Below are 600 nucleotides of genomic sequence, written 5' to 3' on the forward strand. Positions count from 1 at the left end.
CGCTGCTCGACTACGACCGCAAGCGCCTGCGCGGCATCGTGCTGGAGGAAGGTACCGCGAACTCCCACGTCTCGATCGTGGCACGCGCGCTCGGCATCCCCGCCGTCGGCGAAGTGCCGAACGCGCCGGGAATCGCCGATCCCGGCGACGCCATCATCGTCGACGGCACCTCCGGCTCGATCTATGTGCGCCCCTCCCAGGAAGTCGAGGCGGCCTTTGCCGAGCGCGTGCGCTTCCGCGCCCGCCGCCAGGCGCAATATCTGGCGCTGCGCGACCGGCCCTGCGTCACCAAGGACGGCCAGAAGGTCGAGCTGATGATCAACGCTGGGTTGGCCATCGACCTGCCGCATATCGAGGACACCGGCAGCGCCGGCATCGGCCTGTTTCGCACCGAGCTGCAATTCATGGTGGGCCAGAGCCTGCCGCGCACCAGCGACCAGCTGGCGCTGTATCGCACCGTGCTGGATGCGGCCGGCAGCAAGCCCGTCACCTTCCGCACGCTCGACATCGGCGGCGACAAGGCGCTGCCCTATATGGAAGCCGTGATCGAGGAAAATCCCGCGCTTGGCTGGCGCGCGATCCGGCTCGGGCTGGACCGTC

General features: G+C 68.8%; 1 protein-coding gene. It reads left to right on the forward strand.

The features are described 5' to 3' along the window. A partial coding sequence (locus tag MOV74_RS39885) for a putative PEP-binding protein (protein WP_246933075.1) occupies nt 1-600 on the forward strand: 600 nt, incomplete at both ends.

This window comes from Bradyrhizobium sp. SHOUNA76 (assembly GCF_023006445.1).
In the GTDB taxonomy this organism is placed as follows: domain Bacteria; phylum Pseudomonadota; class Alphaproteobacteria; order Rhizobiales; family Xanthobacteraceae; genus Bradyrhizobium.